At 56.9% G+C, this 25,178-nt stretch carries 24 protein-coding genes; 7 read left to right on the forward strand and 17 right to left on the reverse strand.

Annotated elements, in window-relative coordinates; genetic code table 11:
- Positions 1 to 2: 2 nt before the first annotated feature.
- The 6 genes from LA304_RS01420 to hemJ form a co-directional block, all read right to left on the reverse strand.
- Positions 3 to 803, reverse strand: a complete 801-nt coding sequence (locus tag LA304_RS01420; RefSeq protein WP_224501329.1) for a ParA family protein — start codon at positions 801 to 803, stop codon at positions 3 to 5.
- Positions 796 to 1,413, reverse strand: coding sequence for a 16S rRNA (guanine(527)-N(7))-methyltransferase RsmG (gene rsmG, locus LA304_RS01425; protein ID WP_224501330.1), 618 nt, complete (start codon positions 1,411 to 1,413; stop codon positions 796 to 798). The genes LA304_RS01420 and rsmG overlap by 8 nt, the downstream gene beginning before the upstream one ends.
- Positions 1,413 to 3,290, reverse strand: a complete 1,878-nt coding sequence (gene mnmG / locus LA304_RS01430; protein WP_224501331.1) for a tRNA uridine-5-carboxymethylaminomethyl(34) synthesis enzyme MnmG — start codon at positions 3,288 to 3,290, stop codon at positions 1,413 to 1,415. The genes rsmG and mnmG overlap by 1 nt, the downstream gene beginning before the upstream one ends.
- A gap of 14 nt (positions 3,291 to 3,304) precedes the next feature.
- The gene (gene mnmE / locus LA304_RS01435; RefSeq protein ID WP_224501332.1) at positions 3,305 to 4,591 is read right to left on the reverse strand and encodes a tRNA uridine-5-carboxymethylaminomethyl(34) synthesis GTPase MnmE; all 1,287 of its coding nucleotides are present in this window, start codon (positions 4,589 to 4,591) and stop codon (positions 3,305 to 3,307) included.
- 34 nt (positions 4,592 to 4,625) lie between these two features.
- Positions 4,626 to 5,897: a transcription termination factor Rho gene (gene rho / locus LA304_RS01440; RefSeq protein ID WP_224501333.1), complete on the reverse strand. Its 1,272-nt coding sequence runs from the start codon at positions 5,895 to 5,897 to the stop codon at positions 4,626 to 4,628.
- A 125-nt stretch (positions 5,898 to 6,022) separates the two neighbouring features.
- Complete coding sequence (gene hemJ / locus LA304_RS01445; protein ID WP_224501334.1) at positions 6,023 to 6,475, reverse strand: protoporphyrinogen oxidase HemJ; 453 nt, start codon at positions 6,473 to 6,475, stop codon at positions 6,023 to 6,025.
- A gap of 382 nt (positions 6,476 to 6,857) precedes the next feature.
- On the opposite strand from hemJ, the gene LA304_RS01450 reads away from it, so the two are divergent.
- The 4 genes from LA304_RS01450 to dnaQ are packed head-to-tail and all read left to right on the forward strand — an operon-like array spanning position 6,858 to position 9,622.
- On the forward strand, positions 6,858 to 7,463 hold the full coding sequence (locus LA304_RS01450) for a Maf family protein (RefSeq protein ID WP_224501335.1): 606 nt from the start codon (positions 6,858 to 6,860) through the stop codon (positions 7,461 to 7,463).
- Positions 7,460 to 8,290, forward strand: coding sequence for a shikimate dehydrogenase (locus LA304_RS01455; protein ID WP_224501336.1), 831 nt, complete (start codon positions 7,460 to 7,462; stop codon positions 8,288 to 8,290). Before LA304_RS01450 ends, LA304_RS01455 begins: the two co-directional genes overlap by 4 nt.
- On the forward strand, positions 8,287 to 8,886 hold the full coding sequence (coaE, locus tag LA304_RS01460) for a dephospho-CoA kinase (RefSeq protein WP_224501337.1): 600 nt from the start codon (positions 8,287 to 8,289) through the stop codon (positions 8,884 to 8,886). The genes LA304_RS01455 and coaE overlap by 4 nt, the downstream gene beginning before the upstream one ends.
- Positions 8,879 to 9,622 (forward strand): DNA polymerase III subunit epsilon, encoded by a 744-nt coding sequence (gene dnaQ / locus LA304_RS01465; RefSeq protein WP_224501338.1) that lies wholly within the window; start codon positions 8,879 to 8,881, stop codon positions 9,620 to 9,622. The genes coaE and dnaQ overlap by 8 nt, the downstream gene beginning before the upstream one ends.
- Positions 9,623 to 9,629: 7 nt before the next feature.
- On the opposite strand, the gene secB is transcribed toward dnaQ, so the two are convergent.
- Both secB and LA304_RS01475 read right to left on the reverse strand, forming a co-directional pair.
- A complete protein-coding gene (gene secB, locus LA304_RS01470) occupies positions 9,630 to 10,145 on the reverse strand; it encodes a protein-export chaperone SecB (protein WP_224501339.1) in 516 nt (171 codons plus the stop codon).
- 57 nt (positions 10,146 to 10,202) lie between these two features.
- On the reverse strand, positions 10,203 to 10,703 hold the full coding sequence (locus tag LA304_RS01475) for an FxsA family protein (protein WP_224501340.1): 501 nt from the start codon (positions 10,701 to 10,703) through the stop codon (positions 10,203 to 10,205).
- A gap of 107 nt (positions 10,704 to 10,810) precedes the next feature.
- Between LA304_RS01475 and LA304_RS01480 the strand changes: the two genes are divergently transcribed.
- Genes LA304_RS01480 through LA304_RS01490 form a run of 3 tightly spaced genes read left to right on the forward strand, consistent with a single transcriptional unit; the run spans position 10,811 to position 13,109 of the window.
- Positions 10,811 to 11,476 carry a Tim44/TimA family putative adaptor protein gene (locus LA304_RS01480; RefSeq protein ID WP_224501341.1) on the forward strand — a complete coding sequence of 222 codons (666 nt, stop codon included), beginning with the start codon at positions 10,811 to 10,813 and terminating at the stop codon, positions 11,474 to 11,476.
- Entirely contained in the window at positions 11,476 to 12,516 is a 1,041-nt protein-coding gene (locus LA304_RS01485) for a murein transglycosylase A (protein ID WP_396022167.1), read from the forward strand. The genes LA304_RS01480 and LA304_RS01485 overlap by 1 nt, the downstream gene beginning before the upstream one ends.
- On the forward strand, positions 12,513 to 13,109 hold the full coding sequence (locus tag LA304_RS01490) for a Smr/MutS family protein (protein WP_224501342.1): 597 nt from the start codon (positions 12,513 to 12,515) through the stop codon (positions 13,107 to 13,109). Before LA304_RS01485 ends, LA304_RS01490 begins: the two co-directional genes overlap by 4 nt.
- Before the next feature lie 3 nt (positions 13,110 to 13,112).
- On the opposite strand, the gene hslU is transcribed toward LA304_RS01490, so the two are convergent.
- The 9 genes from hslU to LA304_RS01535 form a co-directional block, all read right to left on the reverse strand.
- Positions 13,113 to 14,417 (reverse strand): ATP-dependent protease ATPase subunit HslU, encoded by a 1,305-nt coding sequence (gene hslU / locus LA304_RS01495; RefSeq protein WP_224501343.1) that lies wholly within the window; start codon positions 14,415 to 14,417, stop codon positions 13,113 to 13,115.
- Entirely contained in the window at positions 14,414 to 14,971 is a 558-nt protein-coding gene (gene hslV, locus LA304_RS01500; RefSeq protein ID WP_224501344.1) for an ATP-dependent protease subunit HslV, read from the reverse strand. Before hslV ends, hslU begins: the two co-directional genes overlap by 4 nt.
- A gap of 111 nt (positions 14,972 to 15,082) precedes the next feature.
- Positions 15,083 to 15,403: a thioredoxin gene (trxA, locus tag LA304_RS01505; RefSeq protein WP_224501345.1), complete on the reverse strand. Its 321-nt coding sequence runs from the start codon at positions 15,401 to 15,403 to the stop codon at positions 15,083 to 15,085.
- Positions 15,404 to 15,460: 57 nt separating this feature from the next.
- Positions 15,461 to 18,847, reverse strand: a complete 3,387-nt coding sequence (gene addA / locus LA304_RS01510; protein ID WP_224501346.1) for a double-strand break repair helicase AddA — start codon at positions 18,845 to 18,847, stop codon at positions 15,461 to 15,463.
- Positions 18,844 to 21,822 (reverse strand): double-strand break repair protein AddB, encoded by a 2,979-nt coding sequence (addB, locus tag LA304_RS01515; RefSeq protein WP_224501347.1) that lies wholly within the window; start codon positions 21,820 to 21,822, stop codon positions 18,844 to 18,846. Before addB ends, addA begins: the two co-directional genes overlap by 4 nt.
- Entirely contained in the window at positions 21,819 to 22,499 is a 681-nt protein-coding gene (locus LA304_RS01520; protein ID WP_224501348.1) for a nucleotidyltransferase family protein, read from the reverse strand. Before LA304_RS01520 ends, addB begins: the two co-directional genes overlap by 4 nt.
- Complete coding sequence (locus LA304_RS01525; protein ID WP_224501349.1) at positions 22,475 to 23,512, reverse strand: aminoglycoside phosphotransferase family protein; 1,038 nt, start codon at positions 23,510 to 23,512, stop codon at positions 22,475 to 22,477. Before LA304_RS01525 ends, LA304_RS01520 begins: the two co-directional genes overlap by 25 nt.
- A gap of 78 nt (positions 23,513 to 23,590) precedes the next feature.
- Positions 23,591 to 24,022 (reverse strand): PAS domain-containing protein, encoded by a 432-nt coding sequence (locus tag LA304_RS01530; RefSeq protein ID WP_224501350.1) that lies wholly within the window; start codon positions 24,020 to 24,022, stop codon positions 23,591 to 23,593.
- Positions 24,023 to 24,085: 63 nt separating this feature from the next.
- Positions 24,086 to 25,156, reverse strand: coding sequence for a hypothetical protein (locus LA304_RS01535; RefSeq protein ID WP_224501351.1), 1,071 nt, complete (start codon positions 25,154 to 25,156; stop codon positions 24,086 to 24,088).
- Positions 25,157 to 25,178: the final 22 nt, after the last annotated feature.

Raw genomic sequence — 25,178 nt, forward strand, 5'->3', positions numbered from 1 at the left:
ATTTATTGTCCTCTTTTCGCGATCACTTCTTGGGCCAATGCCTGATAGGCAATACTGCCCTTCGACGTCGGATCATATTGCAAAATCGGCAAAGCAAAAGACGGAGCCTCACTAATCCGCACATTGCGCGGAATTACGGTGTTAAAGACCAGATCCCCGAGGTTATCCCGCGCATCCTGCTCCACCTGACGGGAGAGATTGTTCCGCTGATCAAACATCGTGAGCACAACACCTTCGATTCGCAATTTCGCGTTCGCGGATTGGCGGACCTCACGGACTGTCAGCATGAGTTGGGAAAGCCCCTCGAGAGCGTAGAACTCGCTCTGAAGCGGCACGAGGACGGAATTCGCCGCAATCATCGCGTTCACAGTCAGGAGGCTCAAGGACGGCGGGCAGTCAATGAGAACGAAATCGAAGCCATAGCGATCCATCGCTGGCTGGCGAAGCGCGTCGTAAAGAAGGAAGCTACGCTTCTCATTCGAGACCATCTCAAGGTCCGCAGAGCTCAAATCGATGGTCGCCGGCGAAATCCAGAGGCCTTCAAAGTCTGTCGTCTGGAGCACGTCCTCCAAATCGACATCTCCGAATAGAAGATCATATGTTGTGTTATCTCGGCTATCTGCCTCAATACCTAGACCAGTCGACGCATTCCCCTGTGGATCAAGATCGACAACGAGAACACGATATCCCTCGGCGACGAGGGCCGCGGCGAGATTGATCGACGTGGTCGTCTTTCCCACCCCTCCCTTCTGGTTCGCAATTGCAATAATTTTCGGACCATTCGGACGGGACGGATCAGACACGTTTGATATCTCCAATGCGTAGGATGGCAGCGGACGGATCGGTGATGCTCGGCCGCTCTTCATAACTGAAATGCCAGCTTTTGAGAGATTCGGAAATCTCATCTCTGAAGGATGCGCCCTTCAAAAAAAGAGCGTGTCCGCCATGCCGCAGATGGCGTTCAGAGAACTCCAAAAGTTTACTCAACGGGGCCAGCGCGCGGGCCGAAAGGATGTCCGCGCCGACGGGATCAACCTCTTCAATCCGCTTGGAAAACACCTGTGCGTTAAGACCCAGTTCGGTGATCACCGTTCGAAGAAACGCAGCTTTCCTTTGATCGGACTCAATGAGCGTAAATTGCGTCTCTGGCGCAAATTCCATTGACAGAGTGGCGCAGACAAGGCCTGGGAATCCGCCGCCGCTCCCGATATCACACCATTTCTCGCAGTTTTCTGGCATCAGGCGGTGAACTTGCGCCGAATCCACGAAATGACGGTCCCAAGCGTGATCGATCGTAGACTTTGCCACGAGGTTGATTGCCGGATTCCATTTTTTCAGAAGTTCGAGATAAGCAGTCAGGCGCTCCAATGTTTCACGTGAAACATTGATCTCGCCAATTGTCGTGTCTGACATCAGGACGCCTTCTGTCTTTGGTTCTGTCTCAAGCGCGCGAGGATCAGGGTTGTTGCGGCCGGGGTCATCCCCTCTACCCTGCTCGCCTGAGAAATCGTCTGCGGCTTCGCATGCATGAGTTTGGTCCGCAACTCATTCGACAGGCCGCTCAGAGCACCATAGTCGAAGTCATCCGGAATGATCTGCTTCTCGTCACGCTTCATTGCCTCGACATCTTTTTGCTGGCGCTCAATGTAATTCGCGTAAAGCGCATCTCGGGCGAGCTGCACCTGAATGTCCTCTGAAATCTCGGTCAAATCCGGATTAAGGGCGACGACGTGGTCAAAGGTCACATTCGGAAAAGAGAGCACCTGATAAGCAGAACGGCGTGCGCCATCGGAGCTCACTTCAATTCCAACAGCTGCAAGTTCCTTCGGCGTGTAGCTCGTCTCTTCGAGTTGAGCGCGGCCTTTCGTGAGTTCGGACATCTTCTCTTCGAACGCAACGCGGCGGGTTTCGCTGACGAGACCGGCCTCAAGTCCGAGTGGAGTGAGGCGTTGGTCGGCGTTGTCGGCGCGCAGAGACAGGCGGAATTCGGCACGGGAGGTGAACATGCGATACGGCTCACTCACACCACGGGTGGTGAGATCGTCGAGCATAACCCCAATATAGCTGTTCGAGCGGTTGAAAATCACGGGCTCCAGATCACGCGCGCGACGGGCCGCATTTAGGCCAGCAACGAGACCTTGCGCAGCGGCTTCCTCATAGCCCGTCGTCCCGTTGATCTGACCGGCGAGGTAGAGGCCTGGCACATCGCGTAGCTCCAAGGTCATGCGAAGCGCGCGCGGATCGACGTAGTCATATTCAATCGCGTAGCCGGGCTGAAGGATCTCAACCTCCTCCAGACCATAGATCGAGCGGACGTAATCCGTCTGAACGTCGACAGGCAAAGATGTGGAAATGCCGTTCGGATAAACGGTGTCGTCATCCACGCCCTCTGGTTCGAGGAAGATCTGATGCGAGGTTTTATCGGCGAAGCGAACGATCTTGTCCTCAATCGACGGGCAATAGCGCGGCCCTACTCCGTCGATATGCCCGCCATACATCGCGGAGCGGGACAGGTTCTCGCGGATGATGTCGTGTGTCTTCTCGTTCGTATGCGTGATCCCGCAGGCGACCTGAGGCGCGCTCGGTGCTTTGTTCAGGAAAGAGAAGACGACCGGATCTTCGTCACCCGGTTGCTCCTCGAGGAGATCCCATTTGATTGTCTTGCCGTTCAAGCGCGGGGGCGTGCCGGTTTTCAGACGGCCCATTGGGAGGCCGTAACCGTATAAGCGCTCAGCCAACGCGACGGAGGGCTTGTCCCCCATGCGGCCGCCGGGGCGCTTTTCCTCGCCGATGTGAATCAACCCATTGAGGAATGTACCGGTGGTGAGCACAACACTGTGTGTCGAAATCTCGGCCCCATCGCCAAGGACAACACCGCAAACGCGATCACCGTCCATCATCAGATCGGCGACTTCGCCTTCGATGATGGTGAGGCCTTCGGTGGCTTCGAGCTCCGCAAGCATCTCTGTGCGGTAGATTTTTCGGTCTGCCTGCGCACGCGGCCCCTGCACTGCCGGACCCTTGCGACGGTTCAGGAGACGAAACTGGATGCCCGCCTTGTCGGCGATGCGGCCCATGACACCGTCTAGAGCATCGACTTCGCGCACGAGGTGACCCTTGCCCAGACCACCGATGGCGGGATTACAGGACATCACGCCAATGCCGTCACGGCGCAGAGTGACCAAAGCTGTCCGCGCCCCTGCCCTTGCAGCGGCCGCAGCGGCGTCACTTCCAGCATGTCCGCCGCCAACGACGACGACATCGAAGTCGGTATGTTTCACGTGAAACACTCCTTGCTCAAAATTCACTTACCGATGCAGAAACTGGAGAAAATCTCACCCAAGATGTTCTCGACATCAATCCGCCCGACGAGACAGTTCAACGCATAGACGGCTCTGCGGAGCTCTTCCGCAGCGAGGTCCGCCCTGTCTGCGCCGAGCAATACCTCATTTCGCGCTGATTCCATAGAGGTCAACGCATCTTTGATCGAAACGCGATGACGCTCGCGAATAGCCGTGGAGGCACCAGAGGCGCGATCCGCCAAGGTCTGGCTGATGTGCGCCACCATACGATCAATCCCCTGCCCCGTTTTACCAGAGACAGAGGCGTTGAATTTCCCATCATCGTCTTTGCCGATCAGGACGAGATCATCCTCTTCGGGCGCAAGCTCGGGTTCGGCCCCAGCCTCCGGAATGAGGATCACACGGAGATCAGCCTGAGACGCGCGAAGGCGCGCACGTTCGATCCCGATGGATTCCACATGGTCCTCGGTCTCACGAAGTCCCGCCGTATCAAGCAGTGTGACCGGCAATCCTGCGAGGTCCATACGCACCTCGATCACGTCACGTGTCGTGCCAGCGATCTCCGACGTAATCGCTGCGTCACGCCCTGCGAGCGCATTGAGCAGCGTGGACTTACCAGCGTTCGGCGGCCCGACAATAGCGACCTCAAACCCGTCGCGGACCCGCTCTGCCATGCGCGCGCCGGAGATTTCCTCTTCGAGTTCGAGCATGGTGATCGCGATCAGTTCGAGCACTTCGGGCGAAACGTCGACCGGCACTTCCTCATCCGCGAAATCAATCGTCGCCTCGATGAGCGCCGCCGCACGGAGCAAAGACGCCCGCCAGCGTTCGGCCTTTTCACCGAGCGCACCGGAGAACACCTTGAGCGCCTGTCTCCTCTGGGATTCCGTTTCCGCTTCGATCAGGTCGGCAAGGCCCTCTACCTGAGAAAGGTCCAGACGCTCGTTCTCGAGCGCTCTACGCGTGAACTCCCCTGCTTCGGCGAGGCGCAGGCCATCCATCTCGCTCAGCGCTCTCAGAACGGCGTTTACGATGGCCACAGACCCGTGGAGTTGGAGCTCTGCACTCTGCTCCCCAGTAAAGGAACGGCCTTCGTCAAAGGTCAGGATGAGCGCCTCATCGAGTAAAACACCCTGTTGATCCGTCAGACGACGCAAAGCCGCGCGGCGCGGCGCGGGCACATCGCCTGCCAAAATCTCGACAGCCGAAAACGCAAGCGGCCCGGAAATCCGGACCACTGCCACGCCCGCTTTGCCGCGGGCGGTTGCCAATGCGTAGATCGTATCCATCGCGATCCTCGAAGGGGTGTTCCCCGAACTCCTCTTAGGCGTTCATCGAGTCGAAGAACTCGGAGTTCGTTTTGGTCTGTTTTAGTTTGGAGATGAGGAACTCGATTGCGTCGGTCGTTCCCATCGGGTTGAGGATGCGGCGCAGGACGTAGGTCTTCTGCAGATCTTTCGCATCGACCAACAGGTCCTCTTTCCGCGTGCCGGATTTGAGGATGTCCATCGCCGGGTAGACGCGCTTGTCCGCGATCTTACGATCGAGAACGATCTCGGAGTTACCCGTCCCTTTGAATTCCTCGAAGATGACCTCATCCATACGCGAGCCGGTGTCGATCAGAGCGGTCGCAATGATGGTGAGGGAGCCACCCTCCTCAATGTTCCGTGCGGCACCAAAGAAGCGCTTGGGACGCTGCAAGGCGTTGGCGTCCACACCACCCGTCAGAACCTTACCAGATGACGGCACAACGGTGTTGAAGGCGCGGCCAAGGCGGGTGATGGAGTCGAGCAGAATGACGACGTCGCGCTTGTGCTCGACGAGACGCTTCGCTTTTTCAATGACCATTTCGGAGACGGCAACGTGGCGGGTCGCAGGTTCGTCGAAGGTGGAAGAGATCACCTCACCCTTCACAGAGCGCTGCATGTCCGTCACCTCTTCCGGACGTTCGTCGATCAGGAGAACGATCAGGTAGCATTCCGGATGGTTGGTTTCGATCGAGTGCGCGATGTTCTGAAGCAGAACCGTTTTACCCGTGCGCGGAGGCGCCACAATCAGGGCACGCTGGCCTTTACCGATCGGAGACACGAGATCGATGATCCGCGCAGAGCGGTCTTTGATTGTCGGGTCCTCGATCTCCATCTTCAGGCGCGAGTCCGGATAGAGCGGCGTCAGGTTGTCAAAGTTGATTTTGTGACGCGCTTTCTCAGGCTCTTCGAAGTTGATCACCGTCACCTTGGTGATTGCGAAGTAACGCTCGTTCTCGTTCGGTGCCTGAATGAGGCCCTCGACCGTGTCACCGGTCCGAAGACCATACTGACGGATCACATCAGGAGAGACATAGATGTCGTCGGGACCCGGCAGATAGTTCGCTTCAGGTGAGCGGAGGAAACCAAAGCCGTCCTGCAGAACTTCGAGCACACCGTCACCGGAGACTTCCCAGCCCTCATCCGCGCGTTCGCGGAGAATCTGGAACATCATCTCGCCCTTACGCATGGTCGAGGCGTTTTCGATCTCGAGTTCTTCCGCCATCGCCAAAAGGGCTTTCGGGCTCTTGGCTTTCAGATCGGCCAGATAGAGGGTGTTTTCACTCATAGAAGTCCACAAACGCCCGCCCCGTCAGGACAGGTCTCTCATCAAATGTCATAGGAGAATCCCTGATGCCGGACGGCGGGGATTTCAGCCTAGATAGAAATTGAAGGACGCGGAGTCAATGTTTCTTAGAAAGGCTTCGCAATGATCATCACAACGATGACGATCATGAGAAGTGTCGGGAACTCGTTCATGATCCGGTAGTGACGACCAGAACGGGTGTTTGTCCCCGCTACGAAGTCCTTGCGACGGGCGGCCAGCCACATGTGGAACCACGTCATAGCAATCACGCTCGCCCCTTTGATCCAGGACCAGCCAGCAGAGAAATCAACGACGCCCGGTGTGAAGACGAGACACAGACCGAAAATCCATGTCGAGATCATCGACGGGTTCATAATGAGCTTCAGGAGCTTCTTTTCCATGTCCTGAAACAGAAGATCGGTTTCTGTTCCACGTGTGACGCTTTCGGTGTGCCGGACATAGAGACGGGGCAGATAAAAGATACCGGCCATCCAGGCGATGACGGAAATCACATGAAGGGATTTCGTCCAAGGGTAAATGATCGCCAGAATATCGCCCATGAGTGCCTCGCTTTCTCCCTCTCTAAATAAATAAAGAAAAAGAAAAGAAAAGATGATGATTTTGTAGGTCCTGTGGATAACGGGGATTATTGAGTTCTCCACAGAACTTTTCCCATGTTCAAAAACGGGTATTTTGTTATCCACATTTGTGGGCGAACAAAAAATATCATTTCTTATCAAATAATTAAATTTTATAACTTGCGGATAATTCTAATCACGATTGGGAAACTGTTACTTTTCCGTTAAGAGCGGGAACAGAAATCCACGGGGTACATTTTGCGCGCGGAATGCGTAGAGATTGGAAGTTGTCCACCACGCAGAGCGATCAGGCCGGTTCTCACCAAATTCTCAACGCGCATACACAGGAGTTTTCAACAGGCTTATGAACACACCTGAAAAAATTCTTCTCGCCTCCGGCTCGAAGATCCGGCAGCAACTCCTCATAAATGCAGGGGTCCCGTTTGATGTGATCGTCGCGCGGATTGATGAAGAAAGCATTAAGGATGCGCTCGTTTCCGAAGGGGCCAGTCCGCGCGAGGTCGCTGATGCTTTAGCGGAGGGCAAAGCCCGCAAGGTCTCATTTAAGAATCCGGAGGCGATGGTCATTGGCTGTGACCAGACGCTGTCTTTCAAAGGCCGCCTGATTTCGAAGTCCGAGACGAAGGACGAGGCGCGCGAACTTCTCAGAGAAATGCGCGGCGAACGGCACAAATTGCTTTCCGCAGTCGTCATCTATGAAGGCGGGGAACCGAAATGGCGTCATGTGGGTGAAGTTCGCCTCGTGATGAAGAATTTTTCCGACAGCTATCTCGATGAATATCTCGACAGGAATTGGGACGAGATCAGACATTGCGTCGGGAATTACATGTTAGAGGCTGAGGGGGTTCGTCTTTTCTCAAATATTGAGGGCGACTATTTCACAGTCTTGGGTTTGCCGCTGCTTCCGCTTTTGGCATATCTCTCTGAAAGGGAGATGATCGCATCATGACTCACAGAATTCCGATGGCTGGCGTGCTCGGAGCACCGGTTGCGCATAGCCAGTCCCCAAAGCTGCATGGATACTGGCTCCGGAGATACGGAATCGAAGGGCATTATGTACCGATTCACGTGGAACAGTCCGATCTCGAAGAGGTGATCCGCGCGATGCCGAAGATGGGATTTGTCGGGGCGAATGTCACGATCCCACATAAAGAGGCTGTTCTCGGCCTCGCCGATATCGTGACGGACCGCGCGGCGCTCATCGGAGCGGCGAATACGCTGATTTTCCGCTCTGATGGGAAACTGCACGCGGACAATACGGACGGGTTCGGATTCACAGAAAACCTGCGCGCCAATTCCGATTGGGATCCAAAGGCCGGACCCGCCGCCGTTCTCGGCGCGGGAGGGGCCTCACGCGCCGTGATTGCGTCCCTCATTGAAATGGGTGTGCCGGAAATCCGGTTGTCGAACCGCACCCGCACGCGCTCCGATGCGCTGCGCCATGAGTTTGGAACGAAGATTTCGGTCGTTGAGTGGGTGAATGCCGGTGACATGCTCGACGGCGCGACAACAGTAATTAACACCACGGCACTCGGGATGGTTGGTCAGGAAGAACTCAAGATCAATCTGGACAAACTAAGCCCGAAAGCGGTCGTCACAGATATCGTCTACACGCCGCTCCGGACCAAGCTGCTCGAAGATGCCGCTGCAATCGGATGTCAGACCGTCGATGGTCTCGGGATGTTGCTCTATCAGGCAGTTCCGGGATTTGAGCGTTGGTTTGGTACACGGCCCGAGGTTGACGCAGCGACGCGCGATCATATCCTGAACACATGAGTAAACCGTTCGTCATCGGCCTGACCGGTTCCATTGGAATGGGGAAAAGTACAACGGCAAAGATGTTCGCCGAGGAAGGCGTTCCCGTTTGGGATGCTGACGCTGCGGTTGCGCGTCTCTATTCTATCGGAGGGGCGGCAGTTGCCCCGATTTCGGAGATTTTTCCGCAGGCTGTGGCAGAGGGCGAAGTGTCCAAGATCGCGCTCAAGGAAATCATTGCCGCTGATCCCGCAGCGCTCAAAGAGATCGAAAAGATTGTGCATCCCTTGGTTGCGGCTGATCGTGAGACGTTTCTTGAGACGACAGAGGCTCCGATCGCCCTCGTGGACGTGCCGCTTCTCTTTGAAACAGGCGGAGAGAAACGTGTCGACGCGGTTGTGGTTGTTTCTGTTGATGCGGAGACACAGGCCAATCGCGTGCTGGCACGTCCGGGCATGACCGAGGCGCATTTCAAAGCGATCCTTGGAAAACAATTGCCTGATGCTGAAAAACGCGCCCGCGCAGATTATGTGATTGAGACCATGAGCCTTGAAGCCGCCCGCACCCAAGTGCAGGATGTGCTCGCGAAAATCAGGAAGCAGTTAAACCATGCGTGAAATCGTTCTCGATACCGAGACCACCGGATTTGATCCGTTTAGCGGAGACCGGATTGTCGAAATTGGTGCGATCGAACTCATGAACCACATGCCGACAGGTCGGACCTATCACCAATACATCCATCCTGACCGCCATATGCCGGATGAGGCATTCGGCGTGCACGGAATTGGCCCCGATCTCCTTCAAAACCCACGTCCGCCGAAGGATGGTGAGGTTATTCTCAAGGATAAACCGTTCTTCAAAGCGGTTGGTCAGGCCTTCGTTGATTTCATTGGAACGGATTCAAAGCTGGTCATCCACAATGCCAGCTTTGATATGAAGTTTCTGAATGCCGAATTGAAATGGATCGGCATTCCGGAAATCCCGTATGAGCGCGCGATTGATACACTCACCATGGCGCGGAAAAAGTTTCCGGGGGCTCCGGCGACGCTCGACGCGCTGTGCCGGCGGTTCGGGATCGACAACTCGTCGCGGACACTCCACGGCGCGCTTCTCGACTCTGAAATTCTGGCTGAGGTCTATCTCGAACTGATCGGCGGCCGTCAGCCTGATCTCGTGCTCGCACCGTCCGGTGGATCGCAGAAATCAGCAGGTGGCGACGGGGCCAATGACACATGGCGGCCGACGAAACGCCCTGCCCCGCTCCCGCCGCGGATCACAGACGAAGAAGCCGCCGCCCATGCGGCCTTCGTAGAAGGTCTGGGCGACGGCGCTCTTTGGAATAAATTCAACTAAGCCGAGCTTAATTCGCCGGTGCAGCAGCTGCGGCTTTTTGAGCTTCTGCGCGGCGGGCCATGTCCTGGCGATACAGCTGAACGAAGTCGATGTTGTCGAGGTTCAGCGGCGGGAAGCCACCGTCACGGGTCACGTCATGCACAACGCGACGCAGGAACGGGAAGAGCATACGCGGGCACTCGATCATCAGGAACGGATGCATTTGCTCGTCCGGCACGTTTTCGATCAGGAATACGCCTGCGTAGTCAAGTTCGAGGATGAAGAGCGTCGCATCGCCAGATTCGGACTTGGATTCGACTTTCACCTTGGTGGCGACTTCGAAGTTGTTCTCCTCAGGACGCTTTTTGGCGTCGAGAGCGACCTGAACGGAGATCGCCGGACGACCTTCGACCTTCAGACCTTTTTGTGCGAGAATGTTCTCGAAGGACATATCGCGGATGAACTGTCCAAGGATCTGCATTTTGACCGGCGCTGCCTGTGCGCTGGCTTCAGGAGTCGGGGTGGTTGCGCCGTTTTCGGCCATGTGTCTTGTCCTCGAAATTTTATAGTCGCGGCTTTGTATCAGTTTGGAGGTACCGCCTCAATGGCGAGTCCATCCTGACGGGCCTTGATTTTTAGGCGCCTCGGGATCGATCTCCTCAAATTCCCCGTCGATCACTCCCGGGTCGGTGGGATGCTCGGAGAAAGGATCACGGCGTGCATAGGTCGTTTGCTGACCCATTGAGAAACTCTGGACCTTCACCCGTTTACGAAGTTCTTTCATGACGACGGCGCGAAAGGCCGGAACGAGCAGGAGAAAGCCGAAGGCATCTGTGAAAAAACCCGGGGTGAGCAAAAGAGCGCCGGAGAAAAGGATCATCGCACCATGGGCGAGCGGCTCGCTCGGGTCATTGAGCTCGGAAAACGACTGCCGCAACTGCGACATAGCAATCGCGCCCTGCTGTTTGACGAGATACGTTCCGAGAAACGCCGTGAGCACCACGATCGCGAGCGTTGGCCAAAGTCCGATCAATCCGCCAACCTGAATGAACAGGGCGATTTCAATGATGGGCACGGCGACGAAAATCGCAAAAAGCCACATGTGACCTCCAATAACTGTTTCGTGGCGCTGGTAGACTTGGCGCCTATCGTCACCTACATAAGAACAGCACAGAGAATTTGCCACGTTGCAACGGAGATTAGGACCATATGAACCAGTCGTTTCTTTCAATTCTGGTACTCGCGGCCATCGCGATTTTTTTGATCCTGCGTCTGCGCAGCGTTCTCGGAACGCGCGAAGGTTTTGAAAAACCGCGTGTAGATCCTCAGTCTATGAATGAACCGAACGCGATGCGTCGCGATTTCGAGGTCATCGAAGGCGGTGTGGATCACGATATCGTTGATAACGTCGAACCGGGAACGCGCGCTGCGGACAATCTCGCGGCGATCAAACGCGTTGAACCGTCTTTCAGTGTGGCCGAATTCCTGTCTGGTGCCCGCGGCGCCTATGAGATGATCCTGATGGCGTTCGAACATGACGATCTCGACAGCATCAAACCTTTCCTCTCTGACGATGTTTATGAGGCCTTCTCCGGAGTCGTCGCAGATCGTCAGGCAAAAGGTCTGAAAATCGAAAGCCAGTTTATCGGTGTTCGTGAGATCGCAATTGTAGATGCGGACCTCGATAAGGCCACGGACGAAGCTGAAGTTACCCTGCGTTTTGTCGGTGAAACCACCTCGGTGATCCGGAACGCTGAAGGTGAGATCATCAGCGGCGATCCGAATGCGACCAAACGTCAGAAAGACATTTGGACCTTTGCACGTCACCTTGGTAGTGATGATCCGAACTGGCAGCTTGTCGCAACGGGTGAATGATGTGGGCGCGATTGGCCAGTTTGACGCTCGCGGGCGTTCTGGCCGCGTCTGCGCCTGTGATGGCTGCGGATGAACCGATGGCAAAGGTTCTCTCTTTCGAAGACCTCCCGAAGTGGGCCGAGGATGATCATTCCGCGGCCCTTTCTACATTTCGAGAGACCTGTGATCTGATCAAGGGCCGCGAATGGCCACAGCTTTGTGCGGTGGCCGCCAAGGTTGAAGATGCGCGCGCGTTCTTTGAGTTGTTTTTCCGACCGGTTCTGATCGAAGACGGACAGGAACCGCTTTTCACCGGTTATTTTGAGCCGGAGTTGCGCGGCTCCCGCACCCAGTCAGCGCGTTATCGCTATCCCGTCTACCGGATGCCATCTGATGTTTCGCCTGGAACGCCCTATTTCTCGCGCCGTGATATCACAGAAGGCGCGCTTTCGGGGCGGGGCTTGGAGATTGCGTGGGTCGATGATCCGGTCGAGCTATTTTTCCTCCAAGTGCAGGGATCAGGCCGGATTAGGCTCGAAAACGGGTCTATTATTCGCATCGGATACGCGGGTCACAACGGGCGCAATTATCGCTCTATTGGGCAGGAGCTGATCGCGCGCGGCGTTTATGACCCGCATCAGGTTTCTGCCAAGGTGATCCAGAATTGGGTGCGCAGAAATCCGACCGCAGGCACCGATTTGCTCAACACCAACCCGTCCTATGTCTTCTTCCGCGAACTTCCAAAGCTCTCGGCCGACAAAGGTCCGATCGGCGCAATGCACCGGTCGATCACGCCGATGCGGTCGATTGCGATTGATCCGAAGTTCGTGACCTTGGGTGCGCCTGTATGGATTGAGAAGGAGGGCGAAGAACCCCTTCACCGTCTCATGATCGCGCAGGATACGGGGTCCGCTATCAAAGGCGCGCAACGTGCCGACATTTTCTTTGGATCGGGCAATCAGGCCGGAGAACTGGCAGGACAGATCAAGGACCCCGGTCGTCTGATCGTCCTAATGCCGATCCAGCTTGCCTATGGTCTTGAGGAGCGCGCGGAAGGATGACACGGCGCAAGAAAGGTCTGACGAAGGAGGACAAGCTCCTTTGGGACGCGGTGAAAAAGACCGCGAACCCGATGCACCTTTCGCGCCCCGTCAAAGACGTTGCGCGGGCAGATCAGCCGAAACCGAAGGTTCCACAGGTCGACAAACCGTCCCTGAAACCGTTCAAAGTAGGCTCTAATCCAGCCAAAAAGGCGCCAGATCACAAACTCGCGCCCACAATCGGCGAACACTTGCGGCAGGCTCCGGTTCGTATGGATCGGAAGCAATTCGGGAAGATGCGGAAGGGGAAACTGGTTCCAGAGGCACGAATTGACCTTCATGGGATGACGGTCGCGCAGGCCCACCCTGCCCTCACGCGCTTTATTCTGAATTCATGGGCGATGGATCGGCGCCTTGTGCTAGTGATCACCGGCAAGGGGAAGCATCGCGATGATGACGGGCCTATTCCGGTGCGGACGGGTGTTCTGAAACATCAGGTTCCCCATTGGCTCCACACCTCGCCGCTCCGCGAAGCGGTCCTTCAGGTGCATGAAGCGCATTTGAAACACGGGGGCACAGGCGCCTATTACGTCTACCTGCGCCGCCCGCGATAATTGTCAGAGCATATAGCGGCTTACGTCCGTCACTTTGACGAGCTCATCCACATGCGCGTGGACATAGGCCGCGTCGACGGTGATCTTCGCGCCGGACTTGTCGGGCGCATCGAAGGACAGCTCTTCGAAAACACGCTCCATGATGGTGTAGAGACGCCGCGCGCCGATGTTTTCGACGGTGCTGTTCACCTCCGCCGCAAGTTTCGCGATGGCCGCGATCCCGTCCTCGGAGAACGTCACATCAACCTCTTCGGTTTTCATTAGGGCGGAGTATTGCAGCGTGAGCGCGTTGTCCGTTTCAGTCAGGATGCGGGCAAAGTCGCCCTCTTCGAGCGCGCGAAGTTCGACGCGGATCGGCAGACGGCCCTGAAGCTCCGGCAAAAGATCAGACGGTTTCGCAATGTGAAACGCGCCGGATGCGATGAAGAGGATGTGGTCGGTTTTGACAGGGCCATATTTGGTCGAAACAACCGTGCCTTCGATCAGCGGGAGCAAATCGCGCTGCACGCCTTCACGAGACACATCGCCACCGCGCGCATCGGTGCGGGCGCAGACTTTGTCGATCTCGTCGAGGAACACGATCCCGTTTTCTTCCACGGCTTTGAGGGCTGTGCGCGTCACCGTTTCATCGTCGAGCAGCTTGTCGGCCTCTTCATCGATGAGCACATTATAGCTCTCTGCAACAGTCATTTTCTTTTTAACCGTGCGACCACCCAGAGATTTGAAGAGATCGCCGAGGTTCATCATCCCGCCGCCCATTTGCGGTTGGCCCGGGACCTCAAACATTCCCATCGGAGAGGATGAATCCTCAATCTCAAGCTCGATCACCGTGTCGTCGAGTTCACCGGAACGGAGTTTGCGACGGAACATTTCGCGGGTTTGCTCGCGCGCGTCCGTGCCTGCAATCGCTTCAATGACACGATCTTCTGCGGATCCAAGCGCCTTCGCACGCACATCTTCGCGCATGTAGTCGCGGGTCTGAGAGATCGCGCCGTCCACGAGATCACGAACGATTTGCTCCACGTCACGTCCGACGTAGCCGACCTCGGTGAATTTGGTGGCTTCGACTTTGACGAACGGCGCGCGGGCGAGTTTCGCCAAACGGCGGGAAATCTCGGTTTTGCCGACGCCGGTCGGTCCGATCATGAGGATGTTCTTCGGATACACCTCGTCGCGGAGATCATCGCCCAGTTGCTTGCGGCGCCAGCGGTTGCGCAGGGCCACGGCCACGGCGCGCTTGGCATCCTTTTGTCCGATGATGTAGCGGTCGAGTTCGGAAACGATTTCGCGGGGGGTCAGATCAGTCATTTCGAGATTTTCTCAACCGTCAGGTTGCCATTTGTATAAACGCAGATGTCGGAGGCGATTTTCATCGCTTCGCGTGCAATGGTCTCTGCGTCTTTGTCGGTTTCCATGAGGCCGCGAGCGGCAGCGAGAGCGAAGTTGCCGCCCGAGCCGATGGCCGCGATATCATGCTCCGGTTCCAGAACGTCACCCGCACCCGTAACAACGAGTAGGGAGTCGCCGTCCGTCACAATTAGCATGGCTTCGAGTTTGGAGAGGTATTTGTCCGTCCGCCAATCTTTTGCCAGCTCGACACAGGCGCGGGCGAGTTGACCGGGCGTTGCCTCTAGCTTGGCTTCGAGCCGCTCCAACAGGGTAAATGCATCGGCGGTGGATCCGGCAAACCCGCAAACGACCTCATGACCGCCCGGTTTCAACCGGCGCACCTTGCGGGCTGTGCCTTTGATCACTGTCTGGCCGAGACTGACCTGACCGTCACCGGCGACAACAACCTCACCTCCGCGGCGGACACCGATAATCGTGGTGCCATGCCATCCGGGAAATTCTTCTTTCGACATAGGACTTCCTTTCGCTTGGCTTCCTATATGTGGCGGCGGGGCCGAGGGTGCAACCGGCGCATGAAAAAGGGCGCCACAAAGGGCGCCCGAATTCGTCATCTGTGACCGCGATCAGGACTCTTCAGAGATCCAGTTGGCCAGAGCAGCTTTCGGTGCTGCGCCAACTTTGGCGGAAACAACTTCGCCGCCTTTGAACATGAAGAGCGCCGGGATCGAACGCACGCCGAATTGTGCCGGAGCATTCGGGTTTTCGTCCACGTTCACCTTGGCAATTTTCACTTTGCCGTCGAGCTCTTCGGACAGTTCTTCGAGGGACGGGCCGATTTGTTTACACGGGCCGCACCATTCAGCCCAGAAATCCACAACCACAGGGATGTCGGATTCGAGCACTTCGGACGAGAAGGTATCGTCGCTGACTTTAACAGTCGCCATTTGAGTTCTCCTGAATTCTAAACTTGGCCGAAAACCTATGCTCATGGCCCCACAGGGTCAAGATGTGGCGGCGCACAGCAGGGCAGACATCACGATGTCGAGAGGCACAATTTGAAGCGTAGCTGTTTTTGTCCACAAAATCGCGGTCTCGATCTGCCTGTCTGGATAGATTTTCGCGACCGCATCCGCATATGCGCCGAGTTGCCGCAAGAGGCCGTCGGGAATGTTCTCCACCGTTTCTGGAACGACCGCGTTGGATTTGTAATCGATGATCTGCACGCGGTTGGGCGACACGATGAGTCTGTCGATGATCCCGTGGAGGATGTGATCATTGAAAGCGCCGGAGAACGGCACCTCAGCGAGAGAGTTCTCGCCAAAAACATCCCACTCATATTTGCCGTCCAAAACGGAGCGGGCCTCCTCGAAGAGCGCTGGAATTTCTTCCTCCAAAGCAGGGTCTTCCATCGTCAGAAGAAGATAGCGCGCCCGTTCTTCGCGCTGGTCAGCCGGAATATCGGGTAGCACCTCGATCAGTTTATGGAGCTGGCTGCCGCGACGCATGGCTGTCTCTTGATCATAAAGCGCAGCTTCGCCCGCCAAAGCCTTTGCGCCCCCGAGATCGGAGGGGGAAAGGACAGGTTTTGTCTCTGACGGTGGAGCGACGGGTTTGGTGGCCCATACCGGCAAACTGCCCTCTTCTTCCGTTTTCTTTGCAGCGGCTTCGGCATCTTCCGGCCAAGTCCTCCACTGATAACGCAGCCCCCCTCCGCCCGAGAATTCGAAACGCTCTGGCTCCAAACTTTGGAGACCGGATTGGACGAGCTGATACCAGTTCCCGTCTTTCACATCGCCGGAGCCGCACACGATGAGCCATCGCTCTGCACGGGTCATAGCCACGTAAAGAAGACGGCGATCTTCCTCGATTTCGGCCTCAGAGAGCGAGGCGAGATGGGTTTTTGATACATCCGACTGCTGTTTCGCATTGGATCGCCAGATCGCTTGATCCGGTTCCGGAGAGAGAATTTCATTTCTCGGCGCGCTTTGCGGTCGGACGGTTTGCGGCAGGATCACGATCGGCGCTTCGAGGCCCTTCGCGCCATGCGCAGTCATTACGCGCACGAGGTTGGAGTTTTCATCGAGCACACGTTTGATGTCGACGTCTTGCGCCTGAAGCCAGGAGATAAAGCCTGTGAGGCTCGGCGTTTCCGTCGTCTCATAATTCTGAGCCTGCAATAGAAGCGCGTCGATCCCGTCCTCGGCCTCTTTTCCAAGACGCGCGATGAATTTCTTCCGCCCGCCGTGGTTGATCAGAATGCGCTCAATGAGATCGTAAGGCCGCAAAAAATCGGACACTTTGCGCAGATCGTTGAGGATTTCGTAGGTCTCGCGCCATTTCTCAGACTCATCATGGCGCTCAAAGAGTTCCCGCCACAGGGTGATCGTCGTGCGACCGTGCGCCAATTGGTAGAGATCGCGCTCTGACCAATTGAAAAGAGGTGATCGCAGCGCCTCTGCCAGCGCGAGGTCATCGTCCTGAAGGGATAGAAACGCCAAAAGGGATCGAATGTCCTTCACCGCCATTTCATCCGTGAGGATCATGCGGTCCGCGCCCGCCACCGGAATATTCGCAGGGTGGGATTTCAGGTCATTCAGGATTTTCTGAAACAGCCCGCGACGTGAGCGCACGAGGATTAGGATATCGCCGGGTTCAATCGCGCGGGCCTCTGTGTCGTTGACCGGAATGGTGCCGTTTTCGAGAAGCTCCGCGACATAATCCGCGATTTTTTTGGAAAGTCGCGCGGTGTGGTGCTCCGGCTGGACGATATCCACCGGATCTTCCCAGTTTTCGGGGTCTTTCTCGCTCTGCGACTTTTCTTCGAGATCCCAGAGGTCCACACGACCCGGAATATCGTCAAAGAACGAAATATGTTCGGTATCGCCACCAACTCCGACCCCGCCGCTCTCAGAAAAGACCGCATCCGTGGCGGTCAGGATCGCTCGCGAAGACCGAAAAGAGTGCTGCAGCGAGAGGTCTTGTAGCGGCTGATCGACGGCGGAGAGGCGCTCGCCGAAATGCGCCTTCATCTTTTCAAACGCTTCGGGCGCTGCCCCTTGGAAGGAATAAATCGACTGTTTGCGATCCCCCACGACGAAAATCGTCCGCGTCACATCGGGCCGCGCCCCTGCCCCGGAGGTAAATTCGCTCGCGAGACGCTGGATCACGTCCCACTGATCGGGGCTCGTGTCTTGGGCCTCATCGACGAGAATGTGGTCGATTCCGCCATCGAGGCGATAGAGCACCCATTGGGACACGTTTGAAATCGACAGAAGATCGCGGGTGCGTTTGATCATGTCGTCGAAGTCGAGAAGCCCCAGAAGCGCCTTTCTTTCGAGAAAGGGCGGCAAGAGCGCCTGCGCGAACTTGTGGAGCGCGAGGGTCCGGTTTGCGTCCCGCAGCGCGCCGAGATTGCCGCGCGCGTTTTCGATCCGGTTCCCGAAATCCTCAAAGCGGGAGAATATCTCAGGGTGTGCGTTCAGGAGCGCTTTGGTCGGGATGCCGCGGGGCTTTGCGACCTTGGAGACAAACGGGTTCGCCGTCTTTTCCCCGAAGAGAAGCGCGTCGCAACAGGATTGAATGAGACCCAAACTAGGCTCTAATCCAGCCCAACTTGCAACTTTCTCGCCATTCTTTTGATCGGTGCTTCCACCCTGAGCCAAAATCGCAGCGACCTGCCCGAACAACTCTTTCTCACCGCCGAGGAACACCTCGGAGAGCAAAGTTTGCTCGTCAAAGCCGTCAGGCAGTCCGAACCACGACCAGATGTCGGACTTCGATTTTGCAGGGCTGAACTTGTCCCGATTGCTTATAACCGTGAGGGCGAGATCGGTCAGATCGAGATCGTTTACATAGGGCGCGACACCATCAATCGCATCGCGACCTGTGCCCGTTGCGAGGTCCTCGAGGATATCAATGACGATGGACCGTGCTTGCCGCGCATCCATTTCCTTGAACTGCGGTGATACCCCGGCCTCAAGCGGAAACCGACGCAGCAAAGCGCTACAGAACGAGTGGATCGTCTGAATTTTCAATCCGCCCGGTGTTTCGATGGCCCGCGCGAACAGCGTGCGGGCGTGGCGCATCTTAGTGTCATCGAACTGTGTGTCGGGGGCGAGTTGCGACAACTCTGCGCGCAGAGGCACATCGGGCAGCATGGCCCACTGCCCCAACCGCTTGAATAGACGGTTTTGCATCTCTGCGGCGGCGGCCTTGGTATAGGTCAGACAGAGGATGTGTTGTGGCGGCGTGCCGTCGAGCAAGAGACGCGCCACGCGATCCGTGAGCACCTTTGTCTTCCCCGACCCTGCATTCGCGGACACCCATGTTGAGACATCCGGTCGTGCGGCCAGAATTTGGCGACGGGTGGCTTCATTCGGGGCGGTCATTCGAGATCCTCCGCGACAGGCGTGTCAGAGTCCGCCCATTCTCCGTGGCGGGACAGGTGGTCGAAATCACTCGTGAACTGGACTTTCTCCATCATGCGCCGTGCCGAATAGCCCTTTTCCGGATTATCATAGGCGGCAATCAAGTCCGCGAGACGGGCAACAACCTCATTGATGTCCTCGCGGGTTAGCTCTTTGGATTCTTCGGTCAAACCGGCATTGAGGCCAATGTAGCGCACCTCCGCGACATCCCCTTTCCGGACATCATCAAATCCACCTGCCTGTAGAATGGCCGCTTCGAGGAGAAGTTGGACAGCAAAGACCTTCATCTGCGCGGCGGTGGGCGGTTTGCCCGTCTTGTAGTCATAGATGACAAATTGCCCGTCTTCGCGCTCATCGATCCGGTCGGCTTTGCAGTTCAGTGAAAAGTCGAGACTTGGGAGGTGGAGCGAGCCTTTTGCCTCGATTGCAGAAGGCGTCCCCACCTCAAGACGTTTATGTTCATTCGCAACGAGTTGACCCGCAATATTGCGCATCCGACCGAGCCACACACGCCGTGCTGATGGCCACGCGACCTCTGTTTCGAGCACGCGTTCCGCCGTCGCCAGAAAACGGGCGACGCCTTCTGCGGTCGTTTCCTCGGACATCTGTTTGAGGAACTCTTCCATGATTTTGTGGAACGCGGTGCCTCGTTCTCGGACATCCGGCTCACGGGTCAGCGGGTCGAGTTTTGACAGATGGAGGACGCGGCTCGCGTATATGTCGTAGGGGTCGCGGATGAGGGTTTCGATCCGCGTCACCGAAAGCTGCCGAGGACGGGCGCTCACTGGTGGACGCGGGCTAGGGCGATGGGCGCGCTCAACCTTCTCGGCCGGTTGATCCATCATTCCTGCGAACTTTAGCCAGACATCGCCGCGTTTACGCATGTTTTGAAGGGCTTCGCGCCCCTCGTCTGACATCCCCGCCATCAGGTTCAAAAGACGGATCAACCAGCGCGACGCAACGGCCTCCGCCTCCGCATCCCGTTTCGAGCGCGTGAGAAAGACCTTTGGCGCGCCAATGGCTTGTTGGAAATCGTGGGCGGAGAGGCCGATGGGTTGCTCCGGCGAAATTAGCCCCGCCTGACGCCGCATATCGCGACTGAACCAAGGGTCTTGACCGGCGGCGGCTGGCCAAACACCTTCGTTCAATCCGCCGAGAATGACGCGTTCCGCGCCCAACGCGCGGGCTTCCAGTGTCCCCCAGATCATAATCTCCGGATGATTTGGCGTTGGTTCACGCACCAGACCGCGCCCAAGGACGGCACGGAAGAGATCGCTGAATTCGATAACGGAAACCGGATCGGGGTGCACAGCTTCGCGCGCGAACTCGGAAACCACACGCTTCGCCTCGCGCCCTGCGTGACGGGCCCACAGTTCGCTGTAATCCTCCGCAGATGGTCCCATCACAAGGCTGGAACAGCAGGCGGTGAGATGTGAAAGCTGATCGGACAATGGCGCTGGTCCCGCGTCGCTGATCTCTGCACTGATGCCAGCGACCCATTTGGCCCAGCGACCTCGCGCCTCACGATCTTCTTTGTCCTCACCGGATGTCTCGGCCCATTTGGCGAGCCCATCCTGATCCGGAAATCCGATGCCCTTTTTCCGCAAATACTTCTCTAGCTCGCGAGTCCAGAGAAGGTGCGGACCGCGCCCTTCGTCGCCTGTTGCGCCGCGTGCACACAGCGGGTGTTTGAGAACAGTCAGAAGGTCTTCGGAGGAAAGCACCCGCCCGCGCAATCCGGTGATATGACGCAAAAGGCGACCCGGGGGCGTTTGATGCAACGGAACACCTGCGCTGTCGTCCGGCACAATGCCCCACCGATTGAGCTGCGCGGTGACACGTCGCGCCAGATCGCGATCTGGTGTGACGAGCGCAGCGGTTTCGCCGGCTTCTACGGACTCGCGTAGGATGAGGGCTACGGCATCGGATTCCGTGCGCAAATCCGGTGCTTCAATGAGGGTGACATCGGCAGTTGCTTCTTTCACATTCTCAAATTTTGGCCCTTCGATCATCCACTGGTCTGTGACGGGCGCGGGGCGTAAAGAAAGCGAAATAAGCCGGTTTCGGGTCTCATTTGGTGCCGACGTCGTGCTCCACAGTGGAATATTCCATGGCTTAACACCGAGCTTTTCGGCGATGCGCGATGTCCGCTCCTGCGGGTGATCGACATTTGCGGATGAGGTTGGCGACGCACCCGCAATTTGATCCCAGATTTCCGGTCGCATCGAGAAATCGACCCCCGGAAGGATAACGGCGCCCTGCGGTAGAGACGCGACGAGGGTCATGAGTTCCGCGGTGATGCCACGCGAACCCGTTGAGCCAGCGACGATGACGGGATGGTCAGGTGGACAGGTACGCCACACCTCGGACTTGAGGCGAAGGGCCTGAAGCGCGACTTCTTCTGATCCCGGTTCGTGACCGCTCTCCGGTCCGAAGAAATCGAAAATGATCGACAGGAATTGGAGCGATTTCTGCCAATGTCCGGACGAGTCCTGCACCTGAAGATTGCGGATGTTTTCGGGCGTGACGCCTTCCTCATGCATCTCGGACAGCAGCAGGGCCAGACTGTCGGAGAGATCGAAAACAGAACTCCGCGCGGCGAACTGTGGCTCCTGCGTCAGGAAGTAGGAAATGAGCCTTGCGAGCTCCAATCGCCGCCGCAGACCGCTCGCCGGAATGGGGAGATTTCGCGCGGCTTCTTCGACGCCGAATTGCGAGACGAGACGCACTTTGGGCAGGAATCGGGTCGATTTGTCATCAAAAGCGGCGAGGATATCGCGCCGCATCCGGCCGGTGTTCACGTAGATTTCGGTCTGGGCAAGCGTTTCGGGGGCAAAGTCGGAAAGGCGTTCAATCAGCCCCTGTTTGACCGCTTCGGGATAGTTGATGCCGCAGGGCAATCCGTATAGTCCGCTCTCTCCCGCTCTTCGGATCATGGCTTCGCCTTCAAAAGTGTTTCTGCAATTTCGATGCCGTCAGGATGTCCGACATCCACCCAATCTCCGGGGTATTCCACGCCGAAAATCCGGCCCCTTCTGAATAGATTTTCCCAAACAATATTTAGGGAGAAATGGTCATCTTCAATCTCTGCGACGGCTTCAGTTTTGAGGATTTGCATCCCTGTGTAAACCGTTGCGTTCCCGCGAGAGATTCGGCCCTCACCACTCAAATCGAAATCGCCAGTGCCCAGATGCGCATGGGTGCGCGCCATCGGGACCACGAGCAAGAGAGCGTCCATACGATCTGGGTCCCATGCTTTTGAGAGAATCTCTGCGGCGCGCGGCCCGTTCCAAACGGCATCGGTGTTCATCGTGAACAGGGTATCGGTCGAAAACATCGGCAGCGCGTTTTTGAGCCCGCCGCCGGTTTCGAGGAGGGTCGGTTCAAAGACTGTCTTCACACCAAGCGCGCCCAGATGCTGTTCAAGCATATCGGGAAGGTAATGAAGATTGGCCACCCGATGCTCTACGCCCTCCAGTTGCTCCAATGCATGGTCCACGAGCGGCTTTCCCGCCACCTCGATCATCGGTTTGGGGCGATCCTGCGTGAGCGCCTTCATCCGCGTGCCGCGACCGGCGCAGAAGATCATTACAGAGTTGGGATGGTGCCGCATTTTTCTTTTAGAAGTTTGAGGTTCTCGGGAGTGGGTTCAGGGAAGTGTGTGTGGACCAGAGCGGCCAAGTCACTCAGATCAGGGTGCTTCAGATCCTGCATCAGATGTCCCCAAACCCTCGGAACGAGATCGACATAGTGCGGCTTTTCGAAATGAAGCGACATGCGTCCGAAGACCATCAAAATGCGAAGATTTCGCTGAACCGAACAAATCGCCGCCTCCCGCGCGAAGTTTTCGGCGTTTAGGCCGCGGCGCTCGACAAACCTGTCTTTGCAGCGGGTTTGGATATGCGCGGGCACGTCTCTCCGCGCGTCGGTGGTGAGGGAAATGAGATCGTAGGCAGCAGGTCCGTGCATGGCGTCCTGAAAATCGAGCAAGCCCACACGCGCGGCGCCTTCGCGATCCGGCAGCCATAGGAGGTTCTGTGCGTGATAGTCCCGCAAAATGGTGACGGAGCCGCCGCCGAGCAACGCAATCAGGGGCGTCAGCGCCTCGGTCGCCGCCGCCCGTTCTTCAGACATGTCGCGTCCAGTGAGAGGTTCGACATACCAACGATAGCTGTCGAGCGCGACGCGGCTCATCATCTCGGTGTAATCGTCGAGTTGTGGCATCGGCTCCGCATCGCAGAGGGTGACGAGAACATCGACGGCTGCGTCGTAAATCTGATCTTCGCTATCCGGCTGACGACGGCACATTTCATCGTAGAGCGTGTCGCCGAAGTCTTCGAGGATCAGAAATCCACGCTCTTCATCGGCTTCAAAAATCTCCGGCGCGGAGAGGCCGAGGGATTTCAAATAGGCCGCAACCTGAAGAAAGGGACGCACGTCTTCGCCAAGCTCAGGTGGCGCGTCCATCAGGATGGCGCCCTGCCCTGTTTCTGTGTCTTTGAGTCGGTGATAGCGGCGTCTGGATGCGTCACCCGCCAAGGCAATGCGCTGGGCATTTGCCCACTCGCTTTTGGAAAGGAAGTGTTCGCGCAGGTCTCCCCGCTCTGCCTGAATGCCTGTGATCATGTTTTGCGCCTCTTTTGTCGGACTGTTGTCGCACGACTTGAAGCACAGCGCCAGACGCGGCAGGTGGCGAACTTCTTTCTACATTTTAAGGTGCTTTACCTCTTTGAGCATGGGAGCATTTAGACGCTGGAGCGCGCTCTCTCCTTCGGGTGAAAAGCCAACGAGCGTATGGCCCGCGGGCAAAGGTGTGAACCGACAGTTAAGCCGACGTCCGTCCCATAGATGAGTCGTGCCCGTCAATTCGTTGCGGTCACCATGGCATCCTAAAAAGTCGCGAAGTTGAGACCATAGATGTGTCGGAGCGCTTTTCGCGTGCCAGACCTCCGTGGTGTCACCGATGTTGCAGTCGGAAAGACTCCCGAACGGCTCGTGGCCCCAAAGTTTGGAGTAGGCAGCATTCACCATGGTGAGGCTGCCATCACTCGAAAATACGGCGACGGCTTCATCAAGCGTATCGAGGACCGCCTGTCCGACTTCAATTTCGGATCGAAAGCGTCGGGTGAGCGACATTTCGGCGGAAATGTCCTCGAAGACGAAGGCGATCGCCCCGTCGGAATGCGGTCGTCCAGAAATTCAGTAGGTCATTCCGCCCGGCAGGGACCAAAGCTCTTCGTAGGTTCCGTCCTCTGCGGCGACTTCTAGTTCGGCCATCTCTTGCCGCCATGATTTGTAATCTTTCGGCTCCGGCATCATCTGGGAGTCGCGAAGCCGGTCGAGAAATGATGACAGGCTCGGACGTGCAATTAGAAATTCCGGCGGAAGCGCTGTCAGGTCTGTCAGCGCGGGATTAAACAGCGCGAGTTCTCTCTTCTGATCGAACACGGCCAACCCGACGGTCAAGTGCGAGAAGGCTTTCGTCAGGGTTTGGGTCAGTTCCTGAAGCGAGTTCTCTGCTGCAACCGTATGATCGACGGACACGGCGGTGAAAAAATACCCTTCGCTACTCGCAAAACGGTGCACGTCGAACCACTGAGGGGCGCTGCCCTTTGTGGGCGCGGACAGGCGGAGCGGCTCCTTTGGACCTGCGTTCAAGAGGGCACCCGTGTCAAACAGCCGTTTTGGTGGCCAACTCGGGATATCGCCGTGCTGTAGAAGTGTGTCCGACACTTCAAGGTAAGCTCGGTTCGCCCAAAGAATCGCGCCATCAGGCGTTTCGCGCCACGCCAGATAAGGGAGCTCATCGGTGGTGGAGCGAAGGGTTTCAAGTTCACGTTCCATTGCGCAAAGGGCATGTTGGTCGAGCTCCCTCACCTCCTTTGCCGCATGTTCGACAACCGTGATCCGCGTGAACCCGTTTCGAATAGATGTCGACAGAATGGCCTGCCCGTCGTTCGAATTTAGCGGGCCCTTCTGTCCAAAAGTTTTTCCCTGAAGGCCGGGAAAGCGTGTCGACATGATTGAGAGAAAGCGTGACCAATCCGATCCGGTGTCGGTTGCGGTCGCGAGTATGCTGCGTGCGCTATCGGTTGCGTTGATGAGCCTGTCGCCCTCGAACAAGAAGACAACACCTTCTTCGGAGCTGAGGATCGAATCTGCCTCTGATTTTACCCGCGCGCGGTCAAGCCATCCGAGAACAAAGAGCACGGAAACTGCGACACACAGGGTTCCGCCTAGAAGGCTGAGGAAAATTGTTAAATCACTCAATGACATCGAATCTTGCCGTCCC

This window comes from Celeribacter litoreus (assembly GCF_020165855.1).
Classification (GTDB): domain Bacteria; phylum Pseudomonadota; class Alphaproteobacteria; order Rhodobacterales; family Rhodobacteraceae; genus Celeribacter; species Celeribacter litoreus.

What these genes read in the sequence shown, in the direction of transcription:
- LA304_RS01485 (WP_396022167.1), top strand. Translation starts at nt 11,476, where the DNA reads ATGTGGGCGCGATTGGCCAGTTTGACGCTCGCGGGCGTTCTGGCCGCG.
- addB (WP_224501347.1), bottom strand. Translation starts at nt 21,822, where the DNA reads ATGATCCGAAGAGCGGGAGAGAGCGGACTATACGGATTGCCCTGCGGC.
- coaE (WP_224501337.1), top strand. Translation starts at nt 8,287, where the DNA reads ATGAGTAAACCGTTCGTCATCGGCCTGACCGGTTCCATTGGAATGGGG.
- addA (WP_224501346.1), bottom strand. Translation starts at nt 18,847, where the DNA reads ATGACCGCCCCGAATGAAGCCACCCGTCGCCAAATTCTGGCCGCACGA.
- LA304_RS01455 (WP_224501336.1), top strand. Translation starts at nt 7,460, where the DNA reads ATGACTCACAGAATTCCGATGGCTGGCGTGCTCGGAGCACCGGTTGCG.
- LA304_RS01520 (WP_224501348.1), bottom strand. Translation starts at nt 22,499, where the DNA reads ATGCGGCACCATCCCAACTCTGTAATGATCTTCTGCGCCGGTCGCGGC.
- mnmE (WP_224501332.1), bottom strand. Translation starts at nt 4,591, where the DNA reads ATGGATACGATCTACGCATTGGCAACCGCCCGCGGCAAAGCGGGCGTG.
- LA304_RS01475 (WP_224501340.1), bottom strand. Translation starts at nt 10,703, where the DNA reads ATGTGGCTTTTTGCGATTTTCGTCGCCGTGCCCATCATTGAAATCGCC.
- rsmG (WP_224501330.1), bottom strand. Translation starts at nt 1,413, where the DNA reads ATGTCAGACACGACAATTGGCGAGATCAATGTTTCACGTGAAACATTG.
- LA304_RS01490 (WP_224501342.1), top strand. Translation starts at nt 12,513, where the DNA reads ATGACACGGCGCAAGAAAGGTCTGACGAAGGAGGACAAGCTCCTTTGG.
- LA304_RS01530 (WP_224501350.1), bottom strand. Translation starts at nt 24,022, where the DNA reads ATGTCGCTCACCCGACGCTTTCGATCCGAAATTGAAGTCGGACAGGCG.
- trxA (WP_224501345.1), bottom strand. Translation starts at nt 15,403, where the DNA reads ATGGCGACTGTTAAAGTCAGCGACGATACCTTCTCGTCCGAAGTGCTC.
- hslV (WP_224501344.1), bottom strand. Translation starts at nt 14,971, where the DNA reads ATGTCGAAAGAAGAATTTCCCGGATGGCATGGCACCACGATTATCGGT.
- hslU (WP_224501343.1), bottom strand. Translation starts at nt 14,417, where the DNA reads ATGACTGATCTGACCCCCCGCGAAATCGTTTCCGAACTCGACCGCTAC.
- dnaQ (WP_224501338.1), top strand. Translation starts at nt 8,879, where the DNA reads ATGCGTGAAATCGTTCTCGATACCGAGACCACCGGATTTGATCCGTTT.
- LA304_RS01450 (WP_224501335.1), top strand. Translation starts at nt 6,858, where the DNA reads ATGAACACACCTGAAAAAATTCTTCTCGCCTCCGGCTCGAAGATCCGG.
- rho (WP_224501333.1), bottom strand. Translation starts at nt 5,897, where the DNA reads ATGAGTGAAAACACCCTCTATCTGGCCGATCTGAAAGCCAAGAGCCCG.
- hemJ (WP_224501334.1), bottom strand. Translation starts at nt 6,475, where the DNA reads ATGGGCGATATTCTGGCGATCATTTACCCTTGGACGAAATCCCTTCAT.
- LA304_RS01525 (WP_224501349.1), bottom strand. Translation starts at nt 23,512, where the DNA reads ATGATCACAGGCATTCAGGCAGAGCGGGGAGACCTGCGCGAACACTTC.
- LA304_RS01480 (WP_224501341.1), top strand. Translation starts at nt 10,811, where the DNA reads ATGAACCAGTCGTTTCTTTCAATTCTGGTACTCGCGGCCATCGCGATT.
- secB (WP_224501339.1), bottom strand. Translation starts at nt 10,145, where the DNA reads ATGGCCGAAAACGGCGCAACCACCCCGACTCCTGAAGCCAGCGCACAG.